The following is a 23,896-nucleotide window of genomic DNA, read 5'->3' as shown; positions in this document are numbered from 1 at the left end:
TACCGCCATTAGCCAGTAGCCCCAAAATCACACCAAGCTGACTCAACTGGTCTTACCCCGCTTCAGTGGACAGTTCAGGTTTTGGGGTTGAAGTGAATTGAGCATAGCGCTTCTCGAACTCCATCGGTGCGACTTGACCGAGACTCTGATGTCGACGCCTAGGGTTGTACCAGCCTTCGATGAACTCGAACACAGCCCGGCGGGCCTGCGCATGGTTCCGGAACCGGCTGCCCTGAAGCAGTTCGCACTCGAGCGTGGCAAAGAAGCTCTCGGCCATGGCGTTATCGTAGCAGTCTCCAACGCTGCCCATCGAAGGCACTATCCCGGCCTTGCGGCATTGCTCGCCGAATTCCAGCGAGGTGTACTGGCAGCCTTGGTCGGAGTGGTGGATCACCCGACTCGGCTGCCGGCGCCGGATGGCCATCTCCAGGGCATCGAGCACCAGCTCGGCCCGCAGATGACCGGCCATCGACCAGCCGACAATCCGGCGACTGAACACGTCCAGCACCACCGCCAGATACAGAAAACCCGACCAGGTCGGAATGTAGGTGATATCGGCGACCCAGAGCTGATCCGGACGCTCGGCCGTAAAGTCTCGCTCAACGCGATCCGGGGCGGCACGGTCAGTCCGGCCGCGTCGGGTGGTCACTACCCAGCGACGCCGGGTCACGCCCACCAGGCCGTCTTCGCGCATCAGGCGCGCGACCCGCTTGCGACCAACTTGCCAGCCTTCTTCGACCAGGTCGGCGTGGATCTTTGGCGCACCGTAGCGGCCCTTCGAGGCCGCATGATGGGCGCGAATGCGCGCCAACAGACGCGCGTCCTCGCGCTTGCGGCGGCAGATATCGCGTCGGCGCCACGCGTAGTACCCACTGGTGGAGAGACCCAGCACCCGGCACATCGTGGCAACCGGAAATTCGGCCCGGTGAGCGCTCACGAACCGGAACCCTTCTTCGGGGACGACTCGCTCTCCCTGGCGAACCAGGCCGCGGCTTTTTTTAAGATCTCGCGTTCCTGGCGCAGCCGCCGGTTCTCACCGCGCAATTTCGTCAGTTCAGCGCGCTCGGCCGAGGTCAGACCGTCGCCGCGCCGGCCCTCATCGCGGTCGGCCTGGACGACCCAGTTGCGGATCGACTGCGCGGTTGGTTCGAACTCCTTGGCCAGTGACTCGGGCGTGCGGCCTGAACGGACCAGATCGACCATCTGTTTGCGGAACTCCTCCGGATACGGGGAATGGGATCTTGGCATTTGGAACACCTCCTATTCTCAAAGGATCAGGTGTCCACGAAAGCGGGTCAAGACCACAACATAACTGATGCTTGATTGCATAAACCAGCAGCAATTGCCATCAATACAATAACCCCCTAACTAGGCTCTTTGTCCCATCCACCTAAAGCCAGACGACAAACCTTATTATAGGAACCCCAATCTGCATTCTGAGCGACGTAGCAGCGCAGATCATCTCTCCTTGGCACCAACTTTTCATTCAACTGACAAAATCTGGCCACAAACTGATCAAGCACATTGCCACCCGGTCCCGAGAGACCCAAGCTCAGAAACATGCCCCTCATGACATCGACACTAGAAAAAAACCTTTCGTACTGAAGAATCGTAAACTTAGCTACCTGCCTGTCACTCAATCTAGCAACCCGTCCAACACTCTCATTCCAAGCTTCCAAGCCATTCATCCAACTCAGATTCCAAGAATCCTCCGCATCCTGAAACCTGGCCTCATAGCTCTCCACCACAGAAAAAGGGTTTCGCAAGATATAGACATGCCTAGCAGCCGGGAACTGCTCCATCACATCATCAAAATGGCGAAACAGAGATGGGAACTTGTCACCAATGTACCTTGCGCGATCGTATCGAAGCTCAGCGCCATCAGAAAAATCAGATAACGGCCTCTTGTTGTGCGTATCCCCTTCCTGAATATCAAGATAACGATCCTTAAAAAAATACTCAGGACTCAATTGGCCACGCTTTATCCTCCAATAGAATCTTTCCTGACCCATCATTATGTCTTGATGGGTATTAAGCACATTAACCAATGCACTAGTCCCAGACCTAGCAACACCAGAAACAAACAGCACCTCTTTCATACAGAACCTTCATCCGTCGCAAGCAAGCCTTTACTCCCCGAAAACATGAGCCTCAAAACCCCAAGCATCCCACCTACACACATTTTACTAATACCTACGGAATAAAGCCTCATAAAGCGGCATAAGAGCATGTGGGTGTATGGAAGAAGCTCGCCACGATGTCTGGGAGCCTCTGTAGGCTTCTGAGTGCCGCGTTGACCGCATTGATGAGTTCTTCCTTGGTCTGGACCGCTTTCTTCCCAACCCGTTGTTTGACGTGCGCCCAGACCAGTTCATCGGGATTGAGCTCCGGCGAGTATGGTGGCAGGGTGACCAATTCGATTCGATCCTTGTTTGCTTCGACAAACGTCCTGACCAACTTGGCCTTGTGCGTCGGATGCCCATCGACCACTAGGTAGATCTTCCGTTCCATACCTTGAATCAAACGCTTGAGAAAGTCACGAAAAACGGTGGCGGTGACAGTGCCATCGACGGTCATGAGCCGAAACTGACCGCGGTTGGTGATGGCCGAAATCATGTTCATTGAAAAACGGGCGCCGGTTGCCTCGATGACCGGTGTCTGGCCCTTCGGTGCCCAGGTCCGCCCGGCATGATGATCAGATCGGATTCCGGACTCATCAGCAAAGAAGATCAATGCTTTCTCGCTCTTTGCACGTCGAGACAACTTGGGAAACTCCTTGTCCCGCCAGTTTTCGACCAATACCTTGTCCTGCTGCCAGGCAGCGGTACAAGGGACGCTGAGGCGTCAAACCAAGTCGCTTGAGAAGTCGCCCGACCGAGACCTCGCTAAGCTTGACGTCGAACTGTTCGCGGATTAACCGACGAATCATCGGAATTGTCCAAAGGGCATACTCGAACTTCAACTGCTGCGGATTCTTGGTGCGAATGATCTTGGCCAGCTTCTCCAACTGCTTGCCATTCAGCTTCGCTGGACGCCCAGGGCGCTTGCCTGTGGTGAATGATTCTTCCCCGTAATAGTGATAGGCCGAAATCCACTTGTAAATGGTTCGCCGGTTGATGCCAGTGCCTGCTGCCACATCCTCAGGACTTTCTCCCGCATCGACTCGTTCCATGGCCGAGCGCCGAAGCAACTCCTGCGCCTTAGGCGGCAGCTTGCGGGCATCAATCTTGCTTCGTCCTGTCATGCTGCATAGTATAACTCATGAGGCTTTATTTATGTAGGTAGTAAATACCCCCGGCAAAGCCGGGGGCTTTAATTTTGTGAGCCGCTCAAAGCGGCAATAAAACCTGGGGCCACTAAAGGTGGCTGATCAGCCCAGCAGATTCATCTGATCGCGGCGCCGACCCTCAGACTCCTGGTTCCGAATGTAGTCTCGGATGACACCCTCGTCTCGACCAACCGTGGAGAGGAAATAGCCCCGAGCCCAGAAGTGCTGACCCACGAAATTCCTCTTGCGCTCTCCATAATTCCTTGCAATGTGGATTGCGCTCTTGCCTTTGATGTAGCCAACCACCTGCGAAACCGCATACTTCGGCGGGATCGAAATGAGCATATGCACATGATCCGGCATCAGGTGGCCTTCCTCTATCCGGCTTTCCTTCTGCCTGGCCAGACGATGGAATACCTCACCCAGGTGGCGTCTGAGTTGTCCGAATAGCGCCTTGCGCCTGTATTTCGGAATGAAAACAACATGGTACTTACACTCCCACTTGGAGTGACTTAAACTCTCTGGTTCGTCCATTGGGATTCTCCTTTGATGTGTGCTTGGCGGCTCACAACAAGGAGTTTTCCCAATGGACCCCCTAAAATGTCAAACTTCTACTGTCACCCCGGCAGAGCCGGGGGATTTCCCGATTTTGGTTAATAATAGCCGCCTCAAATGGCTTCAATGTCCATGTCCATCATCTCGCACATCAGTTGATCACCGAAGGACGTGAAGGCCATACCTGCCGAGGGATAGGAGGTGAACTCACCGAATACAGGCCCCGTGGAGGTGAGATAGAAATCCAGCCGATAGAACACACCTATGTCGCGGGCTATGCGGTCGGCATCGGCCAGCAGCGCCTCCAGATGCGGTGGGCGCGGATAGGCTGGCCCCATGCGGTAGTTGGTTTTGATGCGCTCATGGATGAATCCCCAATCGCGATCAAAAAAGGAACTCGTGCGCAGCTTCTTCTCGGGGTTGCGATCGATCACTTGAATCAGCCGTGCCCGCCCGTCCGCGACGAAGACCTTGAAGTCCCGAGGGATAGCGAATTCAGGATCATAGTCTTCCACGAACTCCTCGACAATTAGTCGTGTTCCAGACTTGGCAAAGACACCATCGCGCTCGCAGACCATGGCAATATAAGCAGGCCTATCCGATTGCATCACCGTATCGCCAGAAAGAAGCTCTCGGTCACCATCGAATAGCATCACACCCTTGCTATCGGCATTGTTATTAGGCTTGATAACAACACGGTCGCGAAGGTGCATACGTTTTAACGCCCCAGGAGTCTGAAAATCAGCGTACTGGCGTGGCAGACGTAACCCAAGTTTACCGATGTATTCATGCATTACCCCCTTGTTTACAAGGGACGCTAAAAACCGTAGGCGCTCCTGTGACTTAAAATCAGCATGCGGATCGGCGCCCTTATACCAGCGCTCAAGTCGATCATCCATACGCTCTTTGAAGGATCGCTGGGTATCTGTTATTTCAGTCATGAGTTCCACTTGCGCGATACTTTGAAATGAAATGACTTCCAGAGCTACTAATACTTTCGAGGCAGGAATTAATGGATTGCTTAGACAAGACTCAATATCTCTCTTATAACTGCATCCATGATACGTTTCCGCTCAAGAGTGATTTTTTCGTGCTCAGAGAAAATCGCTACTAACCTGCGTGCCGTATCCCGCCAATGCCATGCAAGCTGGGCATTAGGTCTGATCCCTGATATACGCTTAACTGCTTGCGCCACTGATTGACTATACGTGTTAATCAAAATATCTCTTGGAACCAACTCAAAGATCCGGTGACCTGGCCCAGCCCAGTAAGCAGGTATAGCCCCTACTGCAAAAGCATCAAATACCTTTTCTGTAACATACTGACTTTGATGAACATTCTCAAACGCTGAAAGCACCCTGGTGCGGCCATCCAGTTGTGCGAGTTTATCAAGATGCCAGTCCGGGAGATCCTGTCGTCGCTTTTCGCCGTGCCAGCCTTTTCCAACACGAAGCACAGCCTCTCCACTGGCATATTCCGCCACCTCGGTTCGATAGGCGCTCAATGCATGTACATCTCTTTCCGGGAAGGAGTTTGAATAGCCCTCACCGTTTCTCTTTTCGTGGAAGAAGGCCGCAGCAATGGGCGCAGCTTTCCACATGCTCATTAGCTCATCGGCCGTCATACTTTTGAAACGGGCCATGAGATTGGCGTAGCGAACAGGAAAATCATCGCTGGTAAGCAAAAAGTAGGGAATGCGATCGAACTTGAATATGTCAGAGGTTTCATGCCCCAGGAACGTGTACTTGATCTCGGTGCCACCGATGGTCAGACTGGCATTGCGTCCGGTAAACGGCCCACTCCACGTAATGTCCCACAGGGGCTCTTCTGAAATCACCGCCAACTTTGGGGGTTTTGATCGATCAAGCACGGGCAACAATGAATCGATACCGTCGCGGAAATCGATTCTAAATCCTGACACAATCAGGTCAGCGGCTTCTGGAGAATCTACGAACTTGAGGCGTCCACCCAGGTGCCGCCTGATTGGCTCGTAGCTGAGCGGGGTTCGGTTGGAGTGCCGTCCAAACAGGCAGATCTTGGGCGGGGACTTACGCAGCACGGCTGGGTAGCCGGATCGCCCACCAAAGGCGCGTTTCCGGGCACGCGAAACTAGTGTTCTATAATGCTGAACCAATCCACTGTCGACACTTGGGTCTCGTTGAGCTCTGGCAACCGCCAGGGACAGACTTGAATTTGATTCCAGTTGACTGATTGCGCCGACCGGATCCAGCAGCAGAGCCGTAGAACATTGTCTCAGCAGTGAGGAGCCATTGTTATTGAGCAGTGTCCGGCAAGCTCGGTCCATCAACCGTCGGCGGGTCTCGCCCACTGACCCCGGGCATACCGGGGATGTGACCGTCAGCATGAGTTTCTGTATGTCGGTAACAAATGATTGTGGTCCGTACATCAGCCAGATCTGCCGCATCGCCTGTCTCATCTGGGAAAGTCGCTCTGGATCCGCAGCGATGCGCTCCAGTTGATCAGGCAGAGCACGGATTTCATCCGGTGACTCTCGACAAAAGACAGCAGCCTGCTCCCAAAGGCGCAACTGACCTGGCGGTGCCCAGGTATCAGCCAGAATGACCGGAATTGCTCCAGCCGCGATGGATTCCCACAGACGAATGGAGTTCGGGCCTGTACCGGAAGGACACAACGAAAACGTGCTGTTCCCGAGCACTTTGCAGAACTGATTGGACGCCACCTCGTTGACCAACGCAGTGGCACCCCCCTCCTCGACCGCCCCTTGAACTTGACACTCGTATACCAGCTTCTCGTAGTGCCAACTGTTTCGCCCTACTATCAGGCCTCGGGGATCATCCTCCAGGTAATCGAGAATCCAATCACGGACTTTACTCAAATAAAATCGGTTTGCGCGCGCACCAACGAATGAAAACAGATGCTTTCGTTGGTCCGAATCCTCCTCCAGATCAGCACCTTTCTGCAACTCCGGGACCTGGACGGGGTAAAGGGGGAAGGGCAAGATCCGCATTGAACACGAAGCCTGCTCGTTTTCCAGTACATCATCACTTGTGGCATGAGACCAGAACAGATGGGTAATTCCAGCCTGCTCGAAAAATCTGGCGTACTTCTTCGCGTAAATGTGCTGACATACCGTCACCTTTACAGCTTTCTTCGGTATTGATCGACAAAACTCATCGAGGCGATTCAGGTATAAGGCTGCATCGCCGGCCCTGGTATTTACCTTATCAATCAGGGTCGCCCATGGGAAAGCCACATACACAGCACGATCCGGGATAATGGAGGAGTGGCGCTTCATCATCTCAAAGGCATGCTGCTCCGTTATTGCCGGATACTGCCAATCCCTGTCGAATGAGACAATTCTTGACGTAGATATCCTGGTATTGCTTCGCTTGGAAGCAAACGAAACCATACGAGTGGCGGCATCGCTTCTTGAGCATGCGTGCGACTGTGGGCTTGCTTCTCCGGCACCAACGGAGCGAGCAGAAGGCTTAGAATTCTCTAGAGCCCGAATCTTGCTTCTTCGATCACGTAGCTTCTCAGAGACTGACTCCTCTCTGATCGACAGCTCGGAACCTCTAAAATCTTTAACTATCAGTAACTTGCGAGTTACGTCATCCTCCTGACACAGCATTTCCAGATGCCGCGTTCGTTGAGCTGGCGTCAGCACGGCATCAATCTCAGCCAGGTAGGAGCTTTTCTGAAGAAAGGACGCTTGTTGATCTGATGTACAAAAGGCACCCAGGGGCGACTTGGTCTGGAAAAAGTCGGCGTGATGAGCCATTTGTCGCCAAAGCTCCCAATCGCCCGCCAACTTCATTTCGCGAATATTTCGGGCCGCCTTATCCCATAGCCATTTGCGGAAGAACGTACCCTCCTGCTGTAAAAAGTCCCAGTGGGTGCCATCACAGATACCCATTCGAAGTGCTTGACGCGGAATCGGCCTGTCAAAACAAGCTGTTATCAGATCATTGGACACCACACATACTGCCCCCCCGAACCAGGAGAGCTGATCGGGCATAAACTGCTCCTCTACGGCCACAGCCAGCGAAAGAGCACCGGGCATCAGGAGATCATCAGCATTGATCCAGGTTAGAAATCCATGATCTGGCGCGCACAGCTCTTCCATTGCATTGAATAGCGCATCATACATGCCAGCATCGGGCGCGGCTGAGTAGCTGAACAGCACAGAGTCACAATTGCTTTTGAATGCCTTGGACGAAATAGTGGTTTGCCAGTACTGCAGTTTATCCAATGTGCGATCTTGTGAGCCACCATCTTGAACATGGTAGCGAATAGAGAACTTTCCCGCTTGCGAGACAACACTCTGGATTGTCTTGTCTATGGTAGCTTCCGCATTCAGACAGGGAGTAGTTATGAAAATGGTTGGATTCATGGAATTTGAATTAGCATCCCTGTGAATGCGCTATTTCCCCTTGATCAATGATCCAGATTCCATTCATATCCGAGGCGCTCGCAAAGGTGACACAACGCTCTCGATTGCCTGAGTTCTTGATGAACGTGACCAGGAATTGACCTGCGTACCCTTGGCTCAATTTTGCCCCCACTCCGGCCACTGTCGCCAGAGAATGAATGCACTGAAAAAAGCTCCTGAAAGTCTTCTGGATATGCAAGGTTCAGGGCACGGCACATGGAAGCGAGTTCCTCGGCCGGGTCCTCAAGAAAGTCCTCGTAGCGAAACATCATTACATCTTGATACTTATCCAGAAAAACTTCATAGCGTCTGGCATACTCATCCGCTGTCGCAGGATTAAATTGATGCCAGTGATTCACTTTTAACGCCAACCAGGAATCGATAGGGTGGCGAACAGTAACGATGGAAAGTACCGGGAAGGTTCTATGGAGGATTTCTCGCACAGTCAGGCGTTCAGGGATTGCTGACCCGATGCAAAAATGGCCGTGGGCATGGTCTCGAACGAGAACCCTCAATCCCTTCTTTTGATTGGATTGATGAAGTACTTTCAGGCTACCCAAAAATAAATCCAGCTTCTCTTCCATGGTGGACGCACGGTTACTGAATCCTGTCAGCTGAATAAGGTCACTGGGAGCGAATTTGCCCACAGTGGCCGGAACCGTACTCAGTGGGTCCACTTCACTAAGCGCGTGAACATTCGGACTGCAAGCCAAGCATTTTGTGATCAGTGTGCCACCAGTACACGCAAAGTGATGAATCGTGCGGATGGGCTCGACGTCCGATGTTTTATCGGTTTCTGCCAAATGACCGCATTGTTCGAGTAGACTGGGAAGCGGATCCGGCTCTATCCGATCGCGCCCCTGGGTTCCGTCCAGTGCTGCATTGTCCAACAGATCCAGCGCATCGTGCACTGCAGACTGGACTTGCCTCATTACTTTACTTGTCGTGACCCGCATTCCGTAGTCGTCCTTCATATGCCTGATCAGTACCGTCAAGTGGTTTCTGAATCGTTGCCGATCAATGCACGGACCAGGCCTTCCTGAAGTTCACCACGATCATCCTGTTGCTCGTTCATCAGTCGCAGGTAGTCTGCAGCCACACTCAGACGCCTATGCAGCTTACCCAGCAACTCCTTCTGGTCCTGATTTGTCTGCATCAACTGGCCATAGCGCTGCTGAAGGTCCTTGAGATCATTCTCTCTAAGGTTCTGCAGTCGAAGGGCGACGGAAATGTCGCTTCGTTGTTGTTGCACTTCATCCCTGATTGAGTCGAGTTCCTTTCGCAAGGCGTCGTTCTCGGCTTGAAGCTGTTGTTCTCGTTGCTGGATCTGGTCAGCGAGCTCTCGCTTCTGTTGCTCCAGCACGGGATTCTGCTCTGCTGTCCGTCGAAAATCTTCGAGCTCCTCAAGTTTGTCTTGCAGCTTCTCAACCTGGGAATACAGGTTTCTTTTCTGTTCCTCGCCCTCCTCTAACTTTTTCTCTAATACATCCTTCTGTTCGGTCAACGTCTCGATCTCTCGCCTGAGCCTTCGGACCTCGATAGCCTTGGGGTTGAGACGAAGATGGTAGCGGGGCCAGTCGGGGTCGCTGCTGTCTTTGGCGCCTTCGATGTAGTAGCCCAGATTTTCCAGTTGACGGGTAAGCTGATCGACGGTGGGCATACCGTCGTAGAGCCTTTCAGTGCCGCCACGGAGGATAACTCGGTCGAAGTGGCTAAGTTGCTTGTGCTGTTGCAGGTTGCTGATGATGGTCTCTTCTTCGCCGGGCGTGTCGATGACTAGCCAGTTGTTTTCGTCGTTTTTCAGGCCCAGGTGCTCGGGGAGCGTATGAGCGGCGATGACATTGACGATGGCCTGGTCGATTTGCTGCAGGCCGGGCAGCAGTTCGGTCAGGCCGGTGGGACGCCTGAGGCTGGACAGGTCCGGGTAGTTGTAGAGTTTGAGCGTACTTTTCCCCGGTTCGGCAGCTATTGCAACGGGAAGAATCTGGACGTTGGAATGTGCCGCGGCGTGCTTCTGGAGCTCCGGCAGCAGTTCCGGGTTGGGCTCGACCAGTATGATCCGCGCAGCACCACTGTCGATGTAGTGTTGCAGCTCCCGGCACAAACCAGCGCCCAGATGGATGATGGTGTTGGGTGTGGGCGCGTGGCAGAGTTGATCTTGAATCCAGTCCATGGCTTGGAATCTCACTTGGCCCTTTTACGTTTGAGAAAGTTGCCGACGCGCAGCGGCTTGGTGAGACGCCAGGAACGGGACGCGCGCATGCTGTCGATCTTCTTCTGAAGCACATCGGCTCTTTGCAACGCGCTGTTGCACTCCCGTTTCAGCTTCTTGCGCTCTGCTTCGGCTTTGTCGTATTTCTGCTGGATGTCGCGGCTTCCCAGGTAGTAGGACTCCAGCTCTTCCTGTACGTGGTGGAGTTGCTGCAGGAGCAGGTCGTTTTCTTCCTTGAGGTCCTGGTATTCACCGGACTGGCTCAGGTCTGCCTTGCCTTTGAGTTCATCGATCTGGGTCTTGAGCTTCTGCTGCTCCTGGCGCAGCTCGCGGTTTTGCGCTCTGAGTCGTTCGGCTTCGGCACGCTCGGTATTGCCATGCTGTTGATACCCATGCCAGGCAGTGAGTGAATCAGGCAGCAGGTCTTCATCGCCCTGCCCCAGGGGGAGGGACGTGGCCTGCAGTTCCTGGGCCAGGCGGCGGGCCTGGGTGTTGGTCACTACCGCACGCTCGGCAATGAGCAGTTCGACCGGGTCGTGCTCTTCATGGGTGCCGGGGCTGTGGGTCGGCATAGCCAGCGAAAGGTCCAGGCGCTGGTTCAGGCGTTCGATGAGGGCGCCGGGATTGGCCTGGGCCAGTGTGCTTTCGATCAGGGTGGTGCGACGGCGGTTCTTGCGTACGGCGGCCAGCACACTCTCGGCACGGGCTGTCCATTCGGCCAGTGCCTCATCGGGGGCCTGCCCTTCGGCCATGGCCTGGGCCAGTGCGGTAACGGGGCTTTGCCAGAAAATCACGCAGTGGCGCTGGGGGTTGTTTTCCAGCCAGCCGGCGACTGCTTCGGCATTCTCGCTTTCGATGGTGTGCAGCGGCAGGGAGGCGCTGGACAGCCCGGCACGCGCCAGCGTGTCCATGGGTGCCCTGGCATCGCCGCCGAAGGGGCTGGCAATACCCAGGTGCTCGGGCCGTCCGATGCTGGGGACAGGCCCGCCATCCGACGGTGCCTTGTTGTGGTTCAGGTTCATTGCATCTTCTCCGTACAATGCTGGTATGTGATGCGTGTTATTGTTTTTGTTGACTTTTTTGGGCCTGTCGGGCAGTAGCAGGCCGGATTCGCTTTGTTGCCAATGTGTTGGTGTGGTCCCTGTCATGATCTTGACCCCCTCCTGGTCATTTGGGTAATTCTACGGGTTTGCTCTTTATTGATCTAGCCGAGTCGCCGGCTTGCGCTGCCCCGGCCTACTCTTGGGTTGGGGCGCCGGGGCGTGGGGCCGGCTGGCGGGCTCTCAAGGCTTGTTGTAGCTCAACGGGCCATAGGGTGAGTTGTACGGCTATGGCGGTCAGGCGGTAGCTCAGTGGCCACTGGGATGCGCTCAGGTACTTCCAGAACTCGATCAGTGGGGGCGCCAGGGCGCGTAGTCTTCGCCAGTCGCCGGACTGGACCTGGGCAGCCTTGATGCGGCGAGTCTTCTCGACCAACTCGGCACGACTGGTTCGGGCCGGGTGGGCGACGATGGCTTCAGGAACGTACTTCAGTTGGGCATTCTGCCGTATCGCCCGGCGGCAGAATTCCGCATCTCCTCCGGATTGCCGGTTCCCGTCAAATCCCTCCAGCTTTCTTGTGAGTGCGGCCGAAGCGACCAGGTTGGCGGTGGCGGCGTAGCCACGCTTCACATACCAGGCTTGCGGGATGCCGCGTACGAGGTCGTAGATTTCCCAGCGGTTGGGCGGGTCGTTCTGCGGGACCATTTCTATGGCGCCGGCGTATATTGTGTTTTCGTTGGTTTGTTGGTTCGTTGTTTGGTTGGTGGCGAGCATCAGGTTTTGCAGCCAGTCTGGGCGCGGCAGGCAGTCGGCGTCGGTAAAGACCAGCCACTCGCCGGTGGCGCGTTCGATGGCGTGGTTGCGGGCGGCATAGGAGCCGGGGGTGGTGCAGTGTTCGATGCGGGCGTTGGGTGGCAGTTGGTCGGGTGGCTGGAAGGTGTCGGAGCGGTTTTCGACCAGCACGATTTCGAATTCGCTTTGCGGCAGCGTTTGCGCCGCCAGGCATTGGAGCAGGTTCGGGACCAGGTGCCAGTGGTTGTGGACGGGGGTGATGATGGAGAAGTGCATGGGTATTTCGGGTTTCGGGTTCCGGGGAAAAGAACGGTTTCCGGTTTCCGGTTTCCGGTTTCAGGTTTCAGGGCTCAGGAATACCTGCCTCTCGGGCTGCTTCTTGGCCTGTGAGGGCTTGAGGGCTTTCTTGCACTCTTGACTGCCTTGCTTTGACAAGCCCGTTGAGCATTGCTGAGATTTCCTTGCACTCTGCAACCAATTCAGTCACGGCTTCGTCGCTCAAAACGCCCACCTCCTTGGCGATATATAGCTGTGTTCTGAGTTCAGCTGCAGAGCCCTTGGCGATATTCAAAAATCGGATGAACTCCGCGTTGGTGTCTCTCTCGTATCCTTCTGCAATGTTGGAGGGTACCGAGACGGCGGCTCTTGTCATTTGGTCTTTCAGCCCGAAGTCTCGACAGCCCTTCAGGGCCTGGTAGGTCGAGACGGCCAGGCGGCTGGAGCGCCTCCAGACTTTCAGGGATTCGAAGGAGTGGTACACGGTTTACAGTTTCCGGGTTACGGGGTCGGGGGTCGGGGTTCTAGCTTCGAGGCTCTAGGTTCTGGGTTGGCTTTCCAGCCAATTATTCAAGTACTTTTGCAGTTCCTTGGCCGTATCGATCAATTCATTCAGTTCGGCTGCGGTTGGGTCGAAGGAGCCGTCGTACAGCCCAAGGGCCCGTTGACGCCTGAACTGATCGATCAGGCGGACTTTTTCTTTGGGAAAGCCGATGGTCTTGGGCAATGTCTGCAGCACTGTCATGTGATGCCCACCTGAAGAGCTGGGGCGGTAATGATTAGCCCGAAGTGCAGCGAGACCGAATTGCAGCAGGGCCTCGTAGGCCAGATCAAAGCGGCTTTCTCGGCTAATTTGTTCGTTCTGGGCGTCATCGAGGCGAATTGCAGCTTTCTCCCGGAGACGATCGATCTCCTCGTCCGTGGCTTGCTCACGGTGTAGCGTGCTGCCGACTAGGTTCTCAAGCGTCACTGGAGTGATCGATCAGGGGGATCGTTGGGCCGCTCAGTACTCTGGTCAGGAATGGGTCTGCGTTGTCCATTCTGATCTGGAATTCCTTTTTCGTGAAGACACGGGCGTTGATCTCGCGACCCAGGCTCTGCTCCAGTGGCTGGAGATGTTCCAGCATCTCGGCAAGAGAAATGTCACCTGCCACGATCAGGTCAATGTCGCTGTCGGCCCTGGCTGTCCCTTTTGCCACTGAGCCGTAGATGGCCGCGAAGTGCAGTCGATCGGCCAATGGCTCGAGTATTGAGTGCAGTTGCGCGGGGATACCACAAGTCTTTCTGATCAGGCCTTGCAGTTCCGCGAACACCGGGTGAGCAGCGTTGGCCGAGTAAGTCACGCGGTTGCCGTCCTGCTTTCTAATGACCAGTTCAGCCTGTACCAATCGCTGTAACTCTTGCTGTAATGTGCCGGGGCTGACTCCGGTGATCCGGGCAAGCTCACGAAGATAGCAGGCCCGCTCCGGTGTCTCGAACAGAACCGAGAACACCGCCCGGCGAGTTTTGCCGAACAGGAGATTGGCGGCAGCATCGTTCATGTACTGGATTGTAGAACATTTGTTTTGACAATTAAAACGGGTTCAGGGTTCAGGGTTCAGGGTTCAGGGTTCAGGGTTCAGGGTTCAGGGTTCAGGGTTCAGGGTTCAGGGTTCAGGGTTCAGGGTTCAGGGTTCAGGGTTCAGGGGTCAGGGTTCAGGGGTCAGGGGTCAGGGGTCAGGAGTCAGGAGTCAGGGTTCAGGTCGTTAGTCTTTATGCGCCAAGTTGGATTGGAAGCCTAGACTTTTCGCGGCTTCGTGCAGTTGCCGATCTGCCGTGATCAAGGGCCAACCATTTTCTGCTGCAACGGCCAGATGCAGTGCATCGAGCGTCCTGAGGTTCGTAGTTCTCTTCTGCAGCCAGGCGCGTGCCTGCCAGTAGTGACGATCTGCAAGTTCTGTACGCTCGAATACGTCCAGTCGCAGGTCCTCTGCAAACGTCTTGTCCACCAACGTAGCTTGATCATCGCTCAACTCTCCTGTGCGCACCCAACGAGCAACGGTGGAGCTAAGCTCCACTTCAGTTAAAGGACTGATCACGGGCCGCCACTGCTCTTGCAGCGCTTCCGCCCTGGGCGTGAGGGGCTCGGCCCGGTACAGGGGGGCGATGACGCTGGTGTCGAAGTATGCGGGTTGTTCAGCCACGTTCGTCGCGGAGCTCGCGGATCAGCTCGGCTGAGCTGGTGTGGGCCGCAGGAAGTTTTTCGCGCAGCGCCGCACGAGCGGCTGCTCGGGTTACTGTCTGTTCATCCGCTGTGTCCGGACGCGTCAGCCGAGCCACGACCCGGCCGCGCCGGGTGATCTCCACTTCTTCGCCCTGCTCTACAGCCTTGAGCAGGTGGCTGAGTTTCTGTCGTGCTTCACGGATACTGAATTGCATAGGCTTATACTGGGTGTGGACACGGATAAGTGTACACGAAACTTAGGTTTCCGGTTTCCGGTTTCCGGTTTCCGGAAGATAAGAACGGGTTCCGGGTTCCGGGTTTTTATTCGATCAGGTGGACGTTCAGCTCCGGGATTTTTCTGAAATCCTTGTCGCCGGTGACGATTGCCGGGTTCTCTGGCAATGTCAGGGCGCTGGCGGCCTGCAAGGCGTCGGGTGTTCGTAGGCCGTGACGGGCGCGGAGCCGGGTGGCTCGTTCGATGACCTCGCCGTCGAGTTCGACGATGGACAGGCCAGGATTGACAAAAAAGTGGTCGAATTTCTCAAGTCTTGCCGTATCGCCAGTTCGAATGGGGTGAACCCGGCACTCCAGCAGACTCAATGCCGACACTACGATGGCTGGTTTGGCATCGCCGCTGCACAAATCTGCCAGGATTTTCTGAGTCGCGTGCTGGATTCCGGGCTCACCCTCGAGCAAGTAGATGAGGGCACTGGCGTCCAGAAATACCGCGTTCAACGGTTCCAGCTCCCTCGTTCTTCCTGGAGTTGCTCGTCGATCTCCTCCCTGGAACGCCCCGCTTCATTGGCGGCGCCCAGTAGCTGGTTCCAAAGCGCGCTCCGTGCTCGGGGCAGATCCACCATGCGTCGGTAGTCTTCTTCACTGAGGATGACGTAGCGTGGCCGATTGCGCTGGATGACGTGTACCGGGCCATGCCGCAGCGCTTCGTCCACCGCCGAGATGCCGCGACGCTTGATTTCCTGAGCGGTGATGGTGTTTTCCATGGCTGGTTCTGTTTGGTACTGGAGTTGGTACTTATTTTAGCACTGGCCTGGTGGATGCGAAGGGTTCCGGGTTGCAGGTTATGGTTTCAGGCGGTGGTGGTCTGAGCGCTTGTCAGCATTTCGGCCTTTTGGCGTTGTTGCCGCGTGTTCAGGTGCATGTTGTGTTGAGCGATTTCCTGAAGTGCCGGGTCTATACGATAGCCTCGTTGCTGCTGCAACCAATCGAGAACCGGGGCAAGGTGCCATAGCGACGGGTTGCCGCAGTGAAACGGTCTGGGAAAATCGGCCTGGTTGAGCATCTGCTTGCGCAGCGCTTGCCGGGAGATGCCGATGATGTCCGCGATTTCAGTCAGTCCGGCGTAGTCGGGCGCGGCTTCGATCAGTTCAGCACCGCCAAGAGCTCTTTGTACGTCGTCAAACGCGGAATCAATGGCCTCGCGGGCATTCTCTGATTCGCGGCTGAATTCAAGTGCAATGCGCCCCGGGTGGCCGGTGCCCACGATGGCATCGTCGCATCCGGCCTCGGCAAGTGCTTCGACCAGTTCATTGATTGGCGGTGAATTTTGGGGTAGCTGAAAGATCAGCTTGAATTCGTGGATCACTTGTCGGTCTCCGGCATGTTTCGACTGCATCGCTCGACGATTCGGGTGATCTGTCGTGCGTGGTTCTCCGGGCTTCGCGGCGTTGACCAGATGCTAGTGGGCCAGGATTTCGTCTGCGGCCAGTAGTTCGATGCCTTCCTCGATGGCCTGGGCGGCGAGGATGCGGTCGAACCGGTCTCGGTGGTGGTTGGGCAATTTGGCAATCTCCAGCGCATGTGTGCTGGAAATTGGGAGTTCCTAGTAGCCGTTGTCGAGCAGGCCTCGTCTCAAGACGGATGCATCGACTTTGAAATCTTCTCGACCCAGGGAAGACTTGATGACGATTTCCCAGATGGAGGCAGCGGAGAAGAGTGGGTGCGTTTCCGGGTCGTTCCGTCGTCTTACGACCCACTCCGGCAGTCGTCGGTCGCCCGCCGCCGCCCACAGCAGCAGGTGGGTATCGAGCAGGAGGTAGTTCACTGCTCGAACATTCGGGAGAGGTCGTCTTCGCCCATCTCGTCGAAGTCGTCAGGCACTTCGATGCGGCCTTTCAGGAAACCGACCCGCTGGCGATTCTCGACGCTGGGGCTGTCCAGGGCGCTCACGCGCACCATTGGCTTGCCGGCCTTGGCGATGATGAAGCTTTCACCCCGGGCGGCTTTCTCGACCAGGCGCGAGAGGTGTGTCTTGGCTTCGTGGATGTTGATGGTGTCCATTTATGCGGGTAGATGACGGAGCGACCTAGTTTGCTTAGTCTGGTTTGTTTGGTTTACTGATGCAATCAGTCGAATCTGTTGTGGCTACCCGGTTGCCGTGCCAATCGGATGGGTGCGAGGCCCCGGCTCTACGCTTCGCTCCGGCCGGGGCGACGGGGAGATTACGGGGTGGCGGGGTTGGGTCGTCCCGGCCACTCCCCCATCGTCGTTCCGGAAAATGCGAAGCATTTATCCGGGATCTCGCACGGTGAAGGTTGACTCATCCAGATATTCGGTCGACATGACACAGGTCGTGACATCATCCGCGACGGGTCATGATGCTACGGGAAAATCCCAAGTTTCTGCATATTCAATCTAGTGTCAGGCAGAGACATATCTCTCGCTGTATTTCAGCGCAGTTTCGAGGATCTGCCGCAATTCTGACAGTGCTTCAAAGACCAGATTCAGATTCGCTGCATTCTGTTCCGGGGAGTCTGGATATTCATGAGTGGCGCGGTTTCGCAATTCTCGAAGCTCGCTCCACTGCACGGCAGACTCAAGGACTCCAAGCTTTTCCAGGCGATTCAGCTTGTCAATGAAGGGTTCAGTCTCATCCCACTCTTCCACGACCTTCAAAATGGACGGAAACAACCGCCTCCCAACAGCATCCTGTAGCTTGACGAAGCGAAACAGAAGCTGATCGATGCTGGCTATTGTCTCTTCGTCAAGCTCCATCCATTGTGCTGAATCCACGGGAATCAGACCAGCCAACTTGTCGGCGGCATAGTCCAGTCGCTTCAAGTGCAGCTCGCACTCTCGCTTTGCAGGCTCCAGTTGGAATTTTTGAATCTCTGAACGATTCACAGCGGAGTTCCGGTTTGTCGGGCAATCTTCACAATGTGGGGCACGGGTGTTTGCCCGGAAGAAGCAATTACGTCGATGCGCCGATCACCCAGTTTAAGCTTGAGTCGAGCGAGAAATCGAATGCGCGCCCGGGCCAATTCCCGGGAATCACGTCCGGGAGCCTCGATGAGCAAATCAATATCTCCGCCCCGACGACTGTCGTCCAGACGCGATCCAAACAGCCATACACGAACATCGTCGCCAAAAGCTTCGGAAGCCGTTTGCTTGATGATTTCAACCTGTTCGGTACTCAGGCGCATGATGCCAGTTTAACTGCTTTTCGCGTTGGTGCTGCCAGTCGGCCAGGTGCGGGGCTCCGGCTGTCCCATGGGCGCTCCGGCTTTCCCAACGTCGTCCCGGAAAATGCGCAGCATTGATCCGGGATCCCGCACGCAGGGGTTCTGCTCTGCGCCGTGCCAATCGGATGGGTGCGAGGCCCCGGCTCTACGCTTCGCTCCGGCCGGGGCGACGGGGAGATTACGGGGTGGCGGGGTTGGGTCGTCCCGGCCACTCCCCCATCGTCGTCCCGGAAAATGCGAAGCATTTATCCGGGATCTCGCACGGTGGGTTGTGCCACCCCGCCCTAGTGATAGTAGCTTCGATACCAGTCCACGAAGGCTGCCACGCCTTCTTCAACGGAGACTTTGGGTGTGTAGCCTGTGGCCCGGGCCAGGTCGGCGACGTCGCATTGGGTTTCGGGGATGTCGCCGGGCTGCAGGGGCAGCATTTCCATGGTGGCACTTTTGCCCAGGTTTTCTTCCAGCACCTCGATGTAGCGCATCAGCTCCACGCTTTGCTCGTTGCCGATGTTGTATATGCGATAGGGCGCCACCCCGCTGGTTTGCGGGTTGGGATGCTCGCCTTGCCAGTTCGGGTCTGTCTCGGGAGGTTTGCCGAGGACTCGAACGACCCCTTCGACAATATCGTCTATGTAGGTGAAGCTGCGCTTGTGATGGCCATGGTTGAAGACCTGTATGGGGTCGTCGGCAAGGATCGCTCGCGTAAAAAGAAACAATGCCATATCCGGTCTGCCCCAGGGGCCGTAGACGGTGAAGAATCTGAGCCCGCTGGCAGGAATGCCGTAGAGATGGGCGTAGGAGTGAGCCATCATCTCATTGGCTTTCTTGGTGGCCGCGTACAGCGTCAACGGGTGCTCGGTTGACTGTTCTTCGGCCAACGGCATGTGGGTATTGGCGCCGTAGACTGAGCTGGTGGATGCGAAGACCAGGTGCTCGGTGCCGTGGTGCCGGCAGCCTTCCAGGATATGCAGTGTGCCGGTGACGTTGCTGCTGACGTAAACATGGGGGTTCTCGGCTGCGTAGCGAACACCGGCCTGGGCTGCCAGGTGGACTACGCGGCCTGGCAGGTGGTCCGAAAATATGGACTCCACGGCTGTGCGATCAGCCAGGTCGCATGTGTAGTGTGTGTAGCCCGGGTGGTTCTCGAACTGCTTTAGCCGATCAGCCTTCAACTGCGGGTCATAGTAGTTGTTGAGGTTGTCGATCCCGATCACCTGGTGCCCCTGTCCCAGGAGTTTCAGGGTGACATGGCTGCCGATGAAGCCGGCGGTTCCGGTTACCAGTGTGGGTCTGCTGTTGGGCGCCATTGATCAGACACTCGTTGAGATGGTTGGTCCTATGCCTTCGAAAGTGAAGACACGCCGTTTCATGTTTTGGGACGCAGTCCCCTTCCCCATTGTCGCCCTGCCTCAGTGTCGTTCCGGCCGTCCCAATGTCGTCCCGGAAAATGCACAGCATTTATCCGGGACCCTGCTGAACGGCCACCGCCCAGAATCCCCGGCCATGCAAGGCCGGGCTACTCCTGCGCCGTGCCAGTCTGATAGGTGCGAGGCCTCGGATATCGGCTGGCGGCGATTCCGGGGCGACGGTTACTAGGTTGTCCCGGCTGTTCCACGGTCGTCCCGGCTATCCCATCGTCGCCCCGACTCCCCCAATGTCGTCCCGGAAAATGCGCAGCATTTATCCGGGATCTCGCACGGTGGGGTTCTGCTCTGAGCCGTGCAAATCGGATGGGTGCGAGGCCCCGGCTCTCCACGCGCTTAACGGCATTCCGGAAGTCCTTCTTTCGCCTGACGGCGAAAACCAGACTTCCTCCATTGCCTGCGCTTCGCTCCGGCCGGGGCGACGGGGTTGGGTTTCGCTTTTGGAGCGAAGGCGCTACATTGATCTTGGCTTTACTTCCAGCCTCGTTTTTCCAGTTCGCCCAGCATATTTCTGGCTGCGTTGGTCAGTTCTTCCACGTAGTCATGGCCAGCTTGAAGTGCTTCGGCAAGAACTGTTGAGTCTTCGATGTATTCATGAATCATCTGATTGCGAAGCTGACGAATGACCATCCATTGCTCGCTGGATTCAATCCAGCCCAGTTTCTCGGCCGTGTCCAGGCGATCGATCAGCAGGGCTCGTTCTTCGCCCAGGGCTTTCAGCAAGGCCGGCAGCAGCTTGTCTCCCAGGGTGTCCTGCAGGCGGCTGAAGCGAGCCACGAAGGCATCGACCCGTTCGGAAAGTGCCTGGTCTTCGTCGAGCCGCTCGGCAGCTTCTGCTGTGAACGGTTCGCTGAACAAACGTGCATTGGTGGCCTCGAGATTTCTGGTTTCGCCTTCGATCACTCGCGCCAGGAACCGCAGGCGCTCCATGTCGTTGCTTCGCTCGGTCATAGCCGGACACCCTGTGTGCGCGCTGCCGCATGAATCGGCATTTCCGGAAAGCCGGGGGCATGCACGACGACATCAACACGGCGACCGTACATGCTACGGGAAACACGTGCTGACAGCCGAGCAGCCAGCAGGGCTGGGTTGTCCGGCGCTTTGTCGGTTTCAACCATCAGGTCGACGTCACCGCCCCGGCGGCTATCGTCGGCACGCGAACCGAACAGCCACACGCGCGCATCCGGGCCGAAGATATCGGCCGTTGCCTGCTTGATGGTCTGGATTTGCTTGGGGTTCAGGCGCATGACGCCAGTTTAACTGCTTTTCGCGTTGGTGCCGCTAATCGGCCAGGTGCGAGGGCGCGTGCCGTGCCAACTGGTCAGGTGCGAGGCCCCGGATATCGGCTGTCGCCGATTCCGGGGCGACGGGATGATGTCGTTCCGCCCCCTTCAACGTCGTCCCGGAAAATGCGCAGCATTTATCCGGGACCTCGCACGGTGAATGATGCACTGCCCCGCTAATGGCGCCGCGGGAACCACGCCGCACCGATCGAAACGTTCGGCTTTCAGGCTCTTACCAGGCCGGGTGTCCCGTTTGGGATGCGGCCGCGGGTGTCGACGATGGGGTTGGCGTGTCGAGCGATCAGTTCGTAGTCGAAGGCGTCGTGGTCGGTAATGATGACCACGCAATCGGCCTGGCTGAGCGTATTGCTGTTCAGTTCTTCACTGCTCAGGTCGAACTCGTGTTCACGCATTTTCGGGAAATGCGGGACGTGAGGGTCGGAATAACCCAATACCGCGCCGCTGTCTCGCAGCATTTCCATCAGCACCATGGCGGGAGACTCGCGCGGGTCGTCGACGTTCTTCTTGTAGGCGATGCCCAGTATGAGGATCTTGCGGCCCCGAATCGACTTGGTCTGATCATTGAGCGCGCCCGCGACCTTGCGGTACACCCACGCGGGCATGTTGCTGTTGACTTCCCCGGCCAGTTCGATGAAGCGGGTGTTGATGCCGTATTCGCGCGCCTTCCAGGTCAGGTAGAACGGGTCGATGGGAATGCAGTGGCCGCCCAGGCCGGGGCCCGGGTAGTACGGCACGAAACCAAATGGCTTGGTGGCGGCCGCGCCAATGACTTCATAGATGTCGATGCCCATGCGATCGGCCACCATCTTCATCTCGTTGACCAGGCCGATGTTGACCGCACGGTGGATGTTCTCGAGCAGCTTGGTCATTTCGGCAGCTCGAGTGCAGCTGACCGGAACCACTTGATCGATGACCACTTCGTACAAGGCCACTCCGGCTTGCAGACAGTCATCCGTGCTGCCGCCGCACACCTTGGGGATGGTGCGGGTGGTGAAATTGGCATTGGCCGGATCTTCGCGCTCGGGAGAGTAAACCAGAAAAATGTCGGCCCCGACTTTCAGTCCCTGTGCCTCGATGCACGGGCGAACTTCCTCCTCGGTCGTGCCCGGATAAGTTGTCGATTCCAGCGATACCATCTGACCCTTGCGCAGGTGCGGAGCAAAGGTTTCCATGGTGTCGCGCACAAAGCGCATGTTCGGCTCGCGGTTGGCGGTCAATGGCGTCGGCACACAGATCAGGAGAGCATCGACCTCGCCTGCCCGGCCGGCATCCGTGGTCGCTTCAAAACCCTGTTCGATGGCCGTGACCACCTTGTCGTCGGTCAGGTGCTTGATGTAGCTCTTGCCGGCGTTCAGTTGCGCTATCTTTTCCGGATCGATATCGAAACCCAGCACCCGAAATCCCTGCTCGGCAAAGCGGAAGACCAGTGGTAGCCCGACATATCCAAGGCCGATGATGCCGACAACAGCACTGCGGTTGGAAATGCGCGATTTGAAATTCTCAAGGCTACTCATGGTCTTTCACTCTCAGGAATTGGATCGACGCTGGCTGGCGTCGACAGATTGAAGGCTTTCCGGCACGCTTGCCGAAGGCAGGCGGCCTATGCCCTCGTAGTGGAACCCCAGTTCGCGCATCTCGTCGGGTTCGAACAGGTTGCGGCCGTCGAAGATGACCGGCTCTTTCAGGGACTGACGGATGCGCTCGAAATCCGGCGCCTTGAACTCCGACCACTCCGTCACGATAAGCAGGGCATCGGCCTGTTCGGTGGCCGAGCGGGCGCTGGTGACGAATTCGATGTTGTCATGGTCTGACAGCAGTTCGCGGGAGGCTTCCATGGCCACCGGGTCGAACGCCCGGATGTGCGCTCCGGCGCGGGTGAGCTGGTCGATCAGCACCAGGCTGGGGGCTTCGCGCATGTCGTCGGTATTGGGCTTGAAGGCCAGCCCCCACAAGGCAACCGTGCGACCTTTCAGTTTGCCGTTGAAGTGGCGCGACAGCTTTTCGAACAGAATGTGCTTCTGGTTCTGATTAATTGACTCCACCGAATCAAGCATGTGCAGTGGCTGCCCCAGGTGTTCGCGCGCGGTCTGATTGAGGGCGCGGACATCCTTGGGAAAGCAGGACCCGCCAAAGCCGCATCCGGCATAGAGAAAGTCGAATCCGATCCGCGTATCGGAGCCAATCCCCCGACGCACTTCTTCGATGTCGGCGTCGACGACTTCGGCCAGGTTGGCCAGTTCGTTCATGAAACTGATGCGAGCAGCCAGCATGGCGTTGGCGGCGTACTTGGTCATCTCGGCCGAACGCGTGCGCATGACCATGAGTCGGTCGTGATTTCGATTGAGCGGCGCGTAGGCCTCGCGCATGAGCTTGGTGGACTTGCCGTTTTCAGTGCCAATGACAATCCGGTCGGGGCGCATGAAGTCTTCGACGGCGTGACCTTCCTTGAGGAATTCGGGGTTGGATACCACGTCGAAGTCCAGCTCGACGCCCCGCTCGGCCAGGGTATGACGAACCGTTTCGCGAACCCGGCAGGCGGTACCCACCGGCACCGTGGATTTGTTGACCACCACCTTGAAGTCGTTCATGTGTTGACCGATATCGCGGGCCACGGCCAATACGTACTGCAGGTCGGCCGAACCATCCTCGCCCGGCGGCGTGCCGACGGCGATGAACTGCAGCCTGCCATGCGCCACGGCCTCGGCGGTGTCGGTGGTAAACGCAAGTCGCCCATCGGCATGGTTCTTCTTGACGATGGCTTCCAGCCCGGGCTCGTAGATGGGGATTTCACCGCGGTTGAGCCGGTCGATCTTGTGCTGATCGATATCCAGGCAGACCACGTCGTGGCCGACTTCGGCGAAGCAGGCGCCGGTGACGAGGCCGACGTAGCCGGTTCCTATTACGGTTATTTTCATAAGATCAGGTTCG

27 protein-coding genes and 1 pseudogene are annotated in these 23,896 nt (G+C 56.7%); all 28 read right to left on the bottom strand.

What is annotated here, in order from left to right:
* Positions 1-52 precede the first annotated feature (52 nt).
* The 28 genes and pseudogenes from IC757_RS06565 to IC757_RS06430 all read right to left on the bottom strand — a co-directional run bounded on the left by IC757_RS06565 (position 53) and on the right by IC757_RS06430 (position 23,883).
* A protein-coding gene (locus IC757_RS06565; protein WP_190976288.1) for an IS3 family transposase occupies positions 53-1,248 on the bottom strand; the annotation gives its coding sequence in 2 pieces (ribosomal slippage) (positions 53-990 and positions 990-1,248; 1,197 coding nt in all).
* Positions 1,249-1,364: 116 nt separating this feature from the next.
* Entirely contained in the window at positions 1,365-2,099 is a 735-nt protein-coding gene (locus IC757_RS06560; RefSeq protein WP_190976552.1) for a sulfotransferase family protein, read from the bottom strand.
* Between the two features lie 109 nt (positions 2,100-2,208).
* Complete coding sequence (locus IC757_RS06555; protein ID WP_190976551.1) at positions 2,209-2,799, bottom strand: IS630 family transposase; 591 nt, start codon at positions 2,797-2,799, stop codon at positions 2,209-2,211.
* On the bottom strand, positions 2,717-3,244 hold the full coding sequence (locus IC757_RS06550) for a winged helix-turn-helix domain-containing protein (protein ID WP_190976550.1): 528 nt from the start codon (positions 3,242-3,244) through the stop codon (positions 2,717-2,719). The genes IC757_RS06555 and IC757_RS06550 overlap by 83 nt, the downstream gene beginning before the upstream one ends.
* Positions 3,245-3,370: 126 nt before the next feature.
* Complete coding sequence (tnpA, locus tag IC757_RS06545) at positions 3,371-3,802, bottom strand: IS200/IS605 family transposase (RefSeq protein ID WP_190976549.1); 432 nt, start codon at positions 3,800-3,802, stop codon at positions 3,371-3,373.
* Positions 3,803-3,936: 134 nt separating this feature from the next.
* Complete coding sequence (locus IC757_RS06540) at positions 3,937-4,764, bottom strand: ATP-grasp fold amidoligase family protein (protein ID WP_190976548.1); 828 nt, start codon at positions 4,762-4,764, stop codon at positions 3,937-3,939.
* A gap of 80 nt (positions 4,765-4,844) precedes the next feature.
* Complete coding sequence (locus IC757_RS06535) at positions 4,845-8,198, bottom strand: exostosin family protein (RefSeq protein ID WP_190976547.1); 3,354 nt, start codon at positions 8,196-8,198, stop codon at positions 4,845-4,847.
* 44 nt (positions 8,199-8,242) lie between these two features.
* The gene (locus tag IC757_RS06530) at positions 8,243-9,211 is read right to left on the bottom strand and encodes a sulfotransferase (RefSeq protein WP_190976546.1); all 969 of its coding nucleotides are present in this window, start codon (positions 9,209-9,211) and stop codon (positions 8,243-8,245) included.
* 17 nt (positions 9,212-9,228) lie between these two features.
* Positions 9,229-10,410, bottom strand: coding sequence for a hypothetical protein (locus IC757_RS06525; protein ID WP_190976545.1), 1,182 nt, complete (start codon positions 10,408-10,410; stop codon positions 9,229-9,231).
* Positions 10,411-10,421: 11 nt separating this feature from the next.
* Entirely contained in the window at positions 10,422-11,471 is a 1,050-nt protein-coding gene (locus IC757_RS06520) for a hypothetical protein (protein WP_190976544.1), read from the bottom strand.
* Positions 11,472-11,685: 214 nt separating this feature from the next.
* Positions 11,686-12,558: a glycosyltransferase family 2 protein gene (locus IC757_RS06515; protein ID WP_190976543.1), complete on the bottom strand. Its 873-nt coding sequence runs from the start codon at positions 12,556-12,558 to the stop codon at positions 11,686-11,688.
* Positions 12,559-12,625: 67 nt separating this feature from the next.
* Complete coding sequence (locus IC757_RS06510) at positions 12,626-13,042, bottom strand: four helix bundle protein (protein WP_190976542.1); 417 nt, start codon at positions 13,040-13,042, stop codon at positions 12,626-12,628.
* Positions 13,043-13,096: 54 nt separating this feature from the next.
* Positions 13,097-13,528: a DNA-binding protein gene (locus IC757_RS06505; RefSeq protein ID WP_190976541.1), complete on the bottom strand. Its 432-nt coding sequence runs from the start codon at positions 13,526-13,528 to the stop codon at positions 13,097-13,099.
* On the bottom strand, positions 13,518-14,099 hold the full coding sequence (locus tag IC757_RS06500; RefSeq protein WP_190976540.1) for a nucleotidyltransferase domain-containing protein: 582 nt from the start codon (positions 14,097-14,099) through the stop codon (positions 13,518-13,520). The genes IC757_RS06505 and IC757_RS06500 overlap by 11 nt, the downstream gene beginning before the upstream one ends.
* A 204-nt stretch (positions 14,100-14,303) precedes the next feature.
* Positions 14,304-14,741: a type II toxin-antitoxin system VapC family toxin gene (locus IC757_RS06495; RefSeq protein WP_190976539.1), complete on the bottom strand. Its 438-nt coding sequence runs from the start codon at positions 14,739-14,741 to the stop codon at positions 14,304-14,306.
* Positions 14,734-14,976 carry a type II toxin-antitoxin system Phd/YefM family antitoxin gene (locus IC757_RS06490; RefSeq protein ID WP_190976538.1) on the bottom strand — a complete coding sequence of 81 codons (243 nt, stop codon included), beginning with the start codon at positions 14,974-14,976 and terminating at the stop codon, positions 14,734-14,736. Before IC757_RS06490 ends, IC757_RS06495 begins: the two co-directional genes overlap by 8 nt.
* Before the next feature lie 106 nt (positions 14,977-15,082).
* Entirely contained in the window at positions 15,083-15,496 is a 414-nt protein-coding gene (locus tag IC757_RS06485) for a type II toxin-antitoxin system VapC family toxin (protein ID WP_190976537.1), read from the bottom strand.
* Positions 15,493-15,762 carry a type II toxin-antitoxin system Phd/YefM family antitoxin gene (locus IC757_RS06480; protein WP_190976536.1) on the bottom strand — a complete coding sequence of 90 codons (270 nt, stop codon included), beginning with the start codon at positions 15,760-15,762 and terminating at the stop codon, positions 15,493-15,495. The genes IC757_RS06485 and IC757_RS06480 overlap by 4 nt, the downstream gene beginning before the upstream one ends.
* 86 nt (positions 15,763-15,848) lie before the next feature.
* Positions 15,849-16,364, bottom strand: a complete 516-nt coding sequence (locus IC757_RS06475; protein WP_190976535.1) for a helix-turn-helix transcriptional regulator — start codon at positions 16,362-16,364, stop codon at positions 15,849-15,851.
* 93 nt (positions 16,365-16,457) lie between these two features.
* Positions 16,458-16,823: pseudogene (locus tag IC757_RS06470) on the bottom strand (type II toxin-antitoxin system VapC family toxin).
* A complete protein-coding gene (locus tag IC757_RS06465) occupies positions 16,820-17,059 on the bottom strand; it encodes a type II toxin-antitoxin system Phd/YefM family antitoxin (protein ID WP_190976534.1) in 240 nt (79 codons plus the stop codon). The pseudogene IC757_RS06470 and the gene IC757_RS06465 overlap by 4 nt, the downstream one beginning before the upstream one ends.
* A gap of 360 nt (positions 17,060-17,419) precedes the next feature.
* Entirely contained in the window at positions 17,420-17,902 is a 483-nt protein-coding gene (locus tag IC757_RS06460; protein WP_190976533.1) for a hypothetical protein, read from the bottom strand.
* Positions 17,899-18,201: a nucleotidyltransferase domain-containing protein gene (locus tag IC757_RS06455; RefSeq protein WP_190976532.1), complete on the bottom strand. Its 303-nt coding sequence runs from the start codon at positions 18,199-18,201 to the stop codon at positions 17,899-17,901. The genes IC757_RS06460 and IC757_RS06455 overlap by 4 nt, the downstream gene beginning before the upstream one ends.
* Positions 18,202-18,524: 323 nt before the next feature.
* Entirely contained in the window at positions 18,525-19,547 is a 1,023-nt protein-coding gene (locus IC757_RS06450; RefSeq protein ID WP_190976531.1) for an NAD-dependent epimerase, read from the bottom strand.
* A gap of 588 nt (positions 19,548-20,135) precedes the next feature.
* Positions 20,136-20,615 (bottom strand): hypothetical protein, encoded by a 480-nt coding sequence (locus IC757_RS06445; RefSeq protein ID WP_190976530.1) that lies wholly within the window; start codon positions 20,613-20,615, stop codon positions 20,136-20,138.
* Positions 20,612-20,911 (bottom strand): nucleotidyltransferase domain-containing protein, encoded by a 300-nt coding sequence (locus IC757_RS06440; protein WP_190976529.1) that lies wholly within the window; start codon positions 20,909-20,911, stop codon positions 20,612-20,614. Before IC757_RS06440 ends, IC757_RS06445 begins: the two co-directional genes overlap by 4 nt.
* A 260-nt stretch (positions 20,912-21,171) precedes the next feature.
* A complete protein-coding gene (locus IC757_RS06435) occupies positions 21,172-22,482 on the bottom strand; it encodes a nucleotide sugar dehydrogenase (protein WP_190976528.1) in 1,311 nt (436 codons plus the stop codon).
* 12 nt (positions 22,483-22,494) lie between these two features.
* Entirely contained in the window at positions 22,495-23,883 is a 1,389-nt protein-coding gene (locus IC757_RS06430; protein ID WP_190976527.1) for a UDP-glucose dehydrogenase family protein, read from the bottom strand.
* Positions 23,884-23,896 lie beyond the last annotated feature (13 nt).

Origin of the sequence: Wenzhouxiangella sp. AB-CW3 (assembly GCF_014725735.1) — a bacterium.
Classification (GTDB): Bacteria; Pseudomonadota; Gammaproteobacteria; order Xanthomonadales; family Wenzhouxiangellaceae; genus Wenzhouxiangella.
Note: the sequence above shows the minus strand (reverse complement) of the source record. Positions and strands in the feature narration are given on the sequence as shown.